Origin of the sequence: Pseudonocardia nigra (assembly GCF_019396355.1) — a bacterium.
GTDB classification, from domain to species: Bacteria; Actinomycetota; Actinomycetes; order Mycobacteriales; family Pseudonocardiaceae; genus Pseudonocardia; species Pseudonocardia nigra.
Map to the genome: position 1 here is coordinate 1 of NZ_JAHKRK010000282.1, position 8,113 is coordinate 8,113.

Annotated in this window: 7 protein-coding genes and 3 pseudogenes; 6 read left to right on the plus strand and 4 right to left on the minus strand. The window is 71.2% G+C overall.

Features of this window, described 5'->3' with window-relative positions; genetic code table 11:
- Window positions 1-135: 135 nt before the first annotated feature.
- Window positions 136-1,071, plus strand: a complete 936-nt coding sequence (locus KME75_RS37660; protein ID WP_246633614.1) for an alpha/beta fold hydrolase — start codon at window positions 136-138, stop codon at window positions 1,069-1,071.
- Window positions 1,072-1,465: 394 nt separating this feature from the next.
- Here KME75_RS37660 and KME75_RS37665 read toward each other — a convergent pair whose 3' ends face one another.
- Window positions 1,466-1,876: a nuclear transport factor 2 family protein gene (locus tag KME75_RS37665; protein ID WP_308283437.1), complete on the minus strand. Its 411-nt coding sequence runs from the start codon at window positions 1,874-1,876 to the stop codon at window positions 1,466-1,468.
- 89 nt (window positions 1,877-1,965) lie between these two features.
- Between KME75_RS37665 and KME75_RS37670 the strand changes: the two genes are divergently transcribed.
- Complete coding sequence (locus KME75_RS37670) at window positions 1,966-2,406, plus strand: MarR family winged helix-turn-helix transcriptional regulator (protein ID WP_219419721.1); 441 nt, start codon at window positions 1,966-1,968, stop codon at window positions 2,404-2,406.
- Window positions 2,407-2,828: 422 nt separating this feature from the next.
- Here the strand turns inward: KME75_RS37670 and KME75_RS37675 are convergent.
- Together KME75_RS37675 and KME75_RS37680 are read right to left on the minus strand one after the other, a co-directional pair.
- Window positions 2,829-3,001 (minus strand): annotated as a pseudogene (locus KME75_RS37675) (transposase); the annotation flags it as partial.
- 110 nt (window positions 3,002-3,111) lie between these two features.
- A complete protein-coding gene (locus KME75_RS37680) occupies window positions 3,112-3,597 on the minus strand; it encodes a carboxymuconolactone decarboxylase family protein (RefSeq protein ID WP_219419722.1) in 486 nt (161 codons plus the stop codon).
- 300 nt (window positions 3,598-3,897) lie between these two features.
- Here KME75_RS37680 and KME75_RS37685 point away from each other — a divergent pair.
- Window positions 3,898-4,650, plus strand: a pseudogene (locus KME75_RS37685) (sigma factor-like helix-turn-helix DNA-binding protein); the annotation flags it as partial.
- 352 nt (window positions 4,651-5,002) lie between these two features.
- Here the strand turns inward: KME75_RS37685 and KME75_RS37690 are convergent.
- Window positions 5,003-5,239 carry a hypothetical protein gene (locus KME75_RS37690; protein WP_219419724.1) on the minus strand — a complete coding sequence of 79 codons (237 nt, stop codon included), beginning with the start codon at window positions 5,237-5,239 and terminating at the stop codon, window positions 5,003-5,005.
- A 125-nt stretch (window positions 5,240-5,364) separates the two neighbouring features.
- On the opposite strand from KME75_RS37690, the gene KME75_RS37695 reads away from it, so the two are divergent.
- From KME75_RS37695 to KME75_RS45405, 3 genes and pseudogenes are all read left to right on the plus strand, one after another.
- Entirely contained in the window at window positions 5,365-5,556 is a 192-nt protein-coding gene (locus KME75_RS37695; protein ID WP_246633616.1) for a heavy-metal-associated domain-containing protein, read from the plus strand.
- A gap of 137 nt (window positions 5,557-5,693) precedes the next feature.
- Window positions 5,694-6,545 (plus strand): annotated as a pseudogene (locus tag KME75_RS45400) (P-type ATPase actuator domain-containing protein); the annotation flags it as partial.
- 79 nt (window positions 6,546-6,624) lie between these two features.
- Window positions 6,625-8,113 (plus strand): heavy metal translocating P-type ATPase (locus KME75_RS45405; protein WP_308283438.1); only part of this gene is annotated, 1,489 nt, incomplete at its 3' end.

The following is an 8,113-nucleotide window of genomic DNA, read 5'->3' on the forward strand; positions in this document are numbered from 1 at the left end:
ACACGCCGGCCAGGGTGGCCACCGCACTCCGCTGGGTGCCCGCAGCGACGCGAACAACGCGCGATTGTCACCCGCCCGACAGGATCGCCCCGATGCCGGCCGTTCGGACGCGGGCGCAACGGGTAGCCGAACACGATGATGGAGCGGCAGCAGACGATCGACGGCGAGCCGGTCCGCTGGCTCGAGCACGGCGAGGGGTCACCGGTGGTCCTGGTGCACGGCATCCCGACCTCACCGCAGCTGTGGCGGCACGTCATGTCGATGGTCCAGGGACGCTGCCTCGCGCTGGAGATGCGCGGGTACGGCGCGGGCATTGCGAACGGCGAGGGTCGTGACCTCGGCCTGGCGGCGCAGGCACAGCGCCTGCTGCGGTGGCTGGACGCCGTCGAGGTCGAGTCGCCGGTCCTGGTCGGCCACGACCTCGGCGGCGGCGTCGCCCAGATCGCGACCGTGCACGCGCCGCACCGGTTCGCCGGGCTCGTGCTCACCAATGCCGTCTGCTACGACTCCTGGCCCATCCCGAGCGTCAAGGCCATGCAGCGCGGCGCCCCTGTCCTGCGCCACCTGCCCGAGGTCGCGCTCTACCCGACCTTCATGCAGTTGCTGCACCGCGGCCACGACGACCGGGCCCGGGCTCTGGAGTCGATCGGGGTGCACTGGCGCCACTACGTCGCCCACGGGGCCGCGCGCAGCCTGATGCGCCAGGTGAGCGCCCTGGACATGCAGGACACCCTGGCCGTGGCCGACCGGCTGCCCACGCTTCGTCTGCCCGCCCATGTGGTGTGGGGCGCGGCCGACCGGTTCCAGAAGATCGGGTACGGCCAGCGGCTGGCCGCTGACCTCGCGGCCCGACCTGCACGGTGTCGGCGACGTCGAGGTGATGCACCGCCCGGCCCGCCGCGTCGGGTAGCAGGGGCGGCGGGCGCAGGCCGGCGTCGTAGGCGACCAGCGGACGAACCCGACCGGCGGACCCGAACCGCGGATCCGGCGGGACGACCTCCGACATCACCGCCGGGGTCAGGCCGTCGGGCAGCGAGCCAGGAGGCGACAGCAACTGGATCCGCGGACTGATCGCCCGCCGCGTTTCCACGGCTTGCCGCCGCGACGGCGGAACCAGCTGATCCGCGCCCAACTCCCCGCCCGGCCGGGCGGCGAGCCCGGCGTCCGGGGCAGGTGGTGCGGTCTGGGACCCGGTCACGGGGTGAGGCCGAGGAGTTCGTGGACCGCAGCCGCGTCATAGCCGCAGGCCAGCGTCGGCGCCGGCGCTGCAGGGCGGGCGTAGTGCTCGAGCACCTTCCCCCACGGGCACCAGCCGATGCCTATCCGCCGACTCTGTCACGGGCAGCGGCAAACCGCCGCGCCGTCCGTGTCGGCGATGCCTTCCGGCAGGTTCCGTCGTCAGGCGAGTGGGGGCGCGTCGGCCTGCCGCGCAGTCGGGGCTGAGGTCCGGGCCTGACTCACCACGTCACTTCTCGTGCATCCAGGCGAGCGTGATGTATATTTCGCTGAATCGCCAGCCCGCCGGGGTCCGCACCGCGGTGCAGGCCGCTCGCAGGCCGCTTGTCCGGTGGGGTGGTACGCCGTTGCGGTAGAAGTACACGAGCTGGTTCGCTGTGGCCTTCGCGCGGTCGCCGTCAACATGCACCAGCACGTCACCATGCACGTGTTGGGTGTGCTCTCCCTCAACCTGGCTTCGCTTCAGGTGGGCGGTCACCTCGTCGAGGCCGTGCAGCTCGCCGCGCGGCGAGCGCACCACGACGTCGTCGTGGTAGATGGTGTGGGCGTCGTCGTGGCGGCCTTCGTCCAGCAGGTTGACCAGGCAGGCGAACAGGTCGGCAATCTCGACGCGGTCGGCGATCCGGATGGCAGCGGACACGACGCCTCCTTTGAGGGTTGCTCCAACATTGGAGTGGCCAACACTATCAGCAGAGTGTTGGTCTCGCCAACACCGATAGAGTGCCCGCCATGGACGAGATCCCCGAGCGCCTGGCCGTGAAGCCGAGCTGGCTGATCACCCAGCTGGCCGTGCACGCCCGCCGGCTGGTGTCCGACGGTTTCACCGCTGCAGGGGCGCGCGGGTACCACTACCGGATCCTGGCCGCACTGCACGAGTTCGGGCCTGCGAGCCAGGCCCAGCTCGGCCGCCGGTGCCGGATCGACCGCAGCGACGTCGTGGCGGCCGTCAACGAACTGGTCGAGCAGGGCTTCGTCGACCGGACGCCGGACCCGGACCATGGACGGCGCAACAAGGTGACCCTCACCAGGGGCGGTGTCCGGCAGCTGCGCCGCATGGATGGGGTGCTCGATCAGGTGCAGGACGACCTGCTCAAACCGCTGTCGGCCGAGGACCGGCAGACTCTGACCCGCCTGCTCCGCCAAGTTCTCGCCCAGCACGAACCGGAATGACCGCCATCCTCGCTAGACCCCGCATGGCCTCCGAGACAGCCTGCTGATGGGGCATCGGATCCAGATGGCCTCGGCCCGCAGCGTAGCCGCGATCACACCAAATGAGACAGGACGGTTCACCGGCGCAGCGTCGACGCTGGTGCAGCTGTTGCTTCTCAGCTGGCAGACCTCGATCCCCCGGCCGCCCCGATCGCGAGTTGCGGACGGAGCGCAGCGGCGCGGTGACTGGCCCTGCCACGGCCTGTCCACCGGCGTCGCACCCGCTATGACCTGCGTATTGTCCACCGGTGAGCGAGTTGCCGGGCATTGCCGCGATCGAGTACCCGGTCCGACCGATGCTCGCTGGTCCCGCGCTGCATCTGCCCACCAGCCACGCCGGTGGCTGGGCCGCGGAACCGTCAGGTCCGGCCTCGTGTGCCCGGCCCGGCTCGGCTGGCGTAGGCGAGGTAGACCGCGACCTGGGAGTTCTCGATCCGGCCTGCGGTGCCGGTGTACTGGCGCTGCACCCCGACGGTGTGCTCGCCCTTCTTCAGGCTCCGGCCTCGTCGACGATCAGGACACCGTCGGATTCGCCGAGGTGCCCAACCACCTGGTCGGCCAGCGCCAGTTCAGCCACGCGTTCACGCGCGCCGTAGCTGCGCCCGAACATGCGCCGACCCGGCCCGGAGCGATGATCCCGAGCCGGGCCAGGCATTCGCCTGCCAATCAGCTCGCCGTGCTGTCGAACGTGCCGGGCTCGTAGGAACCGCCCTTGGTGCGCGTGATCACGAGGAGCCGGTTGGCGGCGTTGATCATGGCGACCAGGTAGACCAGCGCGGCGATCTGGTCGTCGTCGTAGTGCTTGCGCACCTGGGCCCAGGTCTCGTCGGACACGCCCTGGTGGGCGTCGGCGAGCCGGGTGCCCTCCTCGGTCAGCGCCAGCGCGGCCTGCTCGGCGTCGATGAACACGGTGGACTCGCGCCAGGCGGCGACCAGGTTGATCCGGACCGCGGGTTCACCGGCGGCCGCCAGCTCCTTGGCGTGGGCGTCGACGCAGAAACCGCAGCCGTTGATCTGGCTGGCGCGCAGCTCCATCAGCTCCAGCGTGGACTTCGGCAGCGTCGACTGCATGATCGCCATGCTGACGTTGGCGAACCGCTTGCCGATCTTGGCGCCAAGCTCGTTGTCGTTCAGGTTGAGACGGGGTTCCATGACTTCGTCCTCACTGATGGTGTTGCGCGCTGAACCGAACGAACACGAGATGCCGGCGCCCCGATCTTTCTGACAGCACGGTCACGTGACGTGTGCCACCAACCGCAGGTGTCAGAAAACGACGAGGCCCGGCGTCTTGTGGGCGACACAGTCGAGAGCGAACAGGAGCCACGTATGCCCAACGAGCGCGGCGGGAGCCGCTGCAGGACGTCCTCCGCGTCGGTGGCCGAGCCGAGCATCTCGTAGGCGACGGTGAACAGCAGGTTGCGGTGGGCGACGAACGCCCGGGTAGCGGGGTCTGGGTTGCCGACGGTGCGCGACCAGCGCGCATACCTTGTCCGGATCACCACCCGCCAGGCGCTCGCCCGGCTGCGGACGCTCAGCCGTCGCAAGGAGTCCTATGTCGGCCCCTGGCTGCCCGAACCGCTGCTCACCGCGCCCGACGTCGCCGAGGACATCGAGCTCGCCGACAGCGTCTCGATGGCGATGCTGCTGGTGCTCGAGACACTCACGCCGACCGAGCGGGCGGTGTTCGTGCTGCGTGAGGTGTTCGACCTCGACTACCACGAGATCGCCGAAGCCGTCGACAAGAACCCGGCCGCGGTCCACCAGATTGCTCACCGGGCACGGGTACACGTCGCCGCACGCCGACCGCGCGGGGCCGCTTCTCCGGCCGAGACCCGAGACGCGCTCGAGGCGTTCCAGCGGGCGGTCGAAACGGGCGATCTGCAGGGCCTGCTCGATATCCTCGCGCCGAATGTCGTCTTCCTGGGTGACGGTGGCGGAGTGGTGCAGGCCGCGCTGTCGCCTGTCGTGGGGGCCGACAGGGTAGCCCCCCTGCTGGCCGCTAGCCGGCTGGGCAGGGCCGCCGCCGCGGCGCCGCTGCAGCCGGCACAGGTCAACGGCTACCCGGCACTGATCCTCCGGCTCGACGGAAAGATCGACACCGTGGTGGCGGTGCGCATCGACGACGGCCTCATCACCGGCCTCTACGCCGTGCGCAATCCCGAGAAGCTGTCGCAGCTGGAGCGGGAGACCACCCTGCGCCGCTGAGTCCGGACCTATAGGAGCGGACCGGCATCTCCACCAGCGCAGCGGCGACTCCGCGCAACCGAGTGCTGACGCCCAGCCATCACTCGTTCGCGGCAGGCTGACCCAGCGACTAACGCCATATCCGCCCGAGTCCCGGCGAATACGACGGCGACCCCATCGCGCTCCTGACGCCGATCGGGCGCCGACGACGTCTTGTCTGGTCGGCCGGCCGGCCGGCCGCGAGTTCAGTCAACTAACCCTCGCCCTGGTCCGCGAGTCGGCGGGCATCTGCGCCACGTCCAGGACACCACCTGGCAGGCCGGACTCGACGCCGGCTGGACGGACGCCGAGTTCACCGAGGCGTCGCTGCGCATCACACTGAGCCCGTCGGGTTCGCCCGCCACGCGTCAACGAGGACGGCCGGCGCGGCCTCGGCACCCGCCGATGGCCTCCCGTACCCGGCGGCGGCCTCCGGATCGGACCAGATGTTGCCTTCCGCGTCGTGACCCCGCACCGCGCCGAGCCCGCCTTCAGCCGAGCGGAGTAGGCGCAGCGTGAGCGCCAGCAGGTGGGCGCGCGCCGCAGATGTCGATGTGTCCACGCCCTCCATCGCCTCGGCCTCGTCGCTTGACCTTACCCCTGGGACAGGGTCGTAGCGTCGGGACCGAGCGAGAAAGGGCAGGTCACACCCAGAAGGAGCGCGAAATGAAGAAGATCGAGCTGCAGGTCAGCAGCATGTCGTGCGCCGGCTGCGAGGAGCGGATCGGCAACGTGCTGCGCCGGGTGCAGGGCGTACGAGACGTCGACGCCGACCACACGAGCGGCCGGGTCCAGGTCCACGTCGGGCCGGGGCTCACCGACACGGCAGCGCTCGCCAGCCGGATCACCGCCGCCGGCTTCGAGGTGGCGGAGGAGGTGGAGGCTTGAGCACCGCGACCCAGGAGCGTCCGCAGCTGTGGGCGTCGGAGCCGAGCACCACGCCCGGGCACCGACGGATCCGGGCCCGGATCGCGGGACTGCACTGCTCGCTGTGCACCGGAACCATCGAGAAGGCACTGGGCCGGATGGACGGCGTCGGCACGGTATCGGTGAGCCTGACCCACGAGCAGGCCCTGGTCGACTACGACCCGGACCAGGTCACGCCCGAGGAGATCCTGGGGACGCTGCGCGACGTCGGCTACGAGTTGTATGACCCGCGGAAGCTGCGCCGGTTCGAGGAGGAAGAGGCGGACCTGGTCCGCGAGGGCGCCCGGCTGCTGGTCGCGGTCGCGGCCAGCCTGACCGCGATCGGGCTGATCGCCGAGGTCACCGGCATCTGGTCGATGCTGGTCCCGGCCTCGGTGGTGGCGCTGATGGTGCCGCTGTCGTACGCGCTGCTGCGTCCGACCGGTCGTGGCCGGGCACTGGGCGGCGCGCTGGCGATCGTCGCTCCCGGAGTGGCCGCGCTGGTCGCCCACGCCGCCGGATGGCTGGCCGAGCCGGTGATCGGGTGGCTGGCCGGGGCGCTCGCGGTCGGTGTGGTGGTCGCCGTCGCCCCGCACATCCTGCAGATGGCCTACCAGTCCGCCCGCCGCGGCATCCTCAACCAGCACGTGCTGCTCGAGGTCGGCGCCTTCGCCGGCATCGCCGGCGGGCTGATCGGGCTGGCCGACCTGCTCCCGGACTACCCGACCGCGGCGTTCTTCGCGGTTTCGGTGCTGGTGGCGAACTACCACATCTTCTCCGAGTGGCTGTCGCTGCTGGTCAAAACCCGCTCCAGCCAGTCGATCAAGAAGCTGCTGGACCTGCAGCCCGACCTCGCGCGGGTCGTCGAGGCCGACGGCACCGAGTGCGAGGTGCCGGTCGCCGACGTCACGATCGGGCAGCTGGTGCGCGTTCGTCCCGGGGAGAGCGTGCCGCTCGACGGGCGGATTCGCTCCGGGCAGTCGGCGATCGACCTGTCGCTGGTCACCGGCGAGCCGGTGCCGAGCGACCGCGGCCCCCGGCGACGAGGTCGTGGGTGGGGCGATCAACGGCCCCGGCAGCCTGACGATCGAGGTCACCGCCACCGGCGCCGAAGGCTTCCTGGCCCAAGTGGTGCGCCACGTCGAGGACGCCCGCGCACTCAAGCCCGGCATCCTGCACCTGGTCGACCGCATCCTGCGCGTCTACACCCCCACCGTGCTCACCATCTCCGCGCTCGCCCTGACCGGCTGGCTGGTCGGCAGCTGGGCGCTCGCCGGGGAGCCCGACGTGCGGCGCGCGGTGTTCGCCGCACTGTCGGTGCTGGTCATGGGCTACCCGTGCGCGGTCGGCATCGCTGCGCCACTGGCCATCGTGCGCGGCACCGGCGCCGCCGCCGACCGCGGCATCGTCATGCGCACCGGCGAGGCATTCCAGACCTTCCGACTGGTGCGCCGCATCGTGCTGGACAAAACCGGCACCCTGACCGAGGGCCGGCCCACCGTCCGCACGGTCGACGCCCCGGACGGCGACCACGACGGGCTACTCGCCCTGGCCGCGGCCGCGGAGAGCGACTCCGAACACCCGCTGGCCCGCGCCGTCGTGGACGCCGCCCGCCAGCGCGGGCTCGGCGTAGGCGAGGCCGAGAACTTCGAGTCCGTCACCGGCGCCGGGGTGCACGCAACGGTGGACGGGCGGGACGTCCTGGTGGGCCGGCCGAGGTTCCTCGCCGACGCCGATGTCGACGTGGCGGCCCTGACCGCTCCCGTCGACCAGCTGGAGGCCGCCGGGCACACCGTCATCGCCGTGGCCGTCGACCGGCGGGCACTCGGCGTGATCGCGCTGGGTGACGAGCTGCGCGCCGACGCCGCCGACGCGGTCGCCGCGATGCGCCGCGCCGGAATGGACCCGGTGCTGGTCACCGGCGACAACGAGCGCGCCGCTCACCGGGTCGCCGATCGGCTCGGCATCACCCGGATCCGGGCCGGGGTGCTCCCGGACGGCAAGGCCGAAATCGTGCGCGCGCTGCAGGCCGACGGCACCCGGGTCGCCATGGTCGGCGACGGCATCAACGACGCACCTGCGCTCATGCAGGCCGACGTCGGCCTCGCCGCAGGCGGCGGCACCGACATCGCCGTCGAGTCCGCCGACATCGTCCTGCTGCGCGACGAGGTGACCGCAGTGCTCGACGCCAGGACCATCAGCATCGACTCCTTCCGACGCACCCGCGTCAACGTCGCGCTCGCGTTCACCTTCAACGGCATCGGCGTCCCCCTCGCCACCACCGGGCTGGTCCACCCGGTCTGGGCCATGGCCGCCATGGCCGCCTCCGTCACCGCCATCTTCGCCAACTCGATCGGTACCCGACCCGCGCTGCTGCTCGACGTCATCACCAGCGTCACCCACCGCCTGAACCTGCACCCTCGACTCGAGCCGCCGGCGGTGTTGCGCAACCGGCTGTCCGATTCAGCGGACACGACGAAAGGGATGAACCTGCTGGGCGCCTCTGAAGCGTTCCCTCATCGATCAACCGCTTACCGCG

Coding starts and splice junctions, on each gene's coding strand:
- KME75_RS37660 (WP_246633614.1), top strand. CDS start 136: ATGATGGAGCGGCAGCAGACGATCGACGGCGAGCCGGTCCGCTGGCTC.
- KME75_RS37690 (WP_219419724.1), bottom strand. CDS start 5,239: ATGGAGGGCGTGGACACATCGACATCTGCGGCGCGCGCCCACCTGCTG.
- KME75_RS37680 (WP_219419722.1), bottom strand. CDS start 3,597: ATGGAACCCCGTCTCAACCTGAACGACAACGAGCTTGGCGCCAAGATC.
- KME75_RS37695 (WP_246633616.1), top strand. CDS start 5,365: ATGTCGTGCGCCGGCTGCGAGGAGCGGATCGGCAACGTGCTGCGCCGG.
- KME75_RS37670 (WP_219419721.1), top strand. CDS start 1,966: ATGGACGAGATCCCCGAGCGCCTGGCCGTGAAGCCGAGCTGGCTGATC.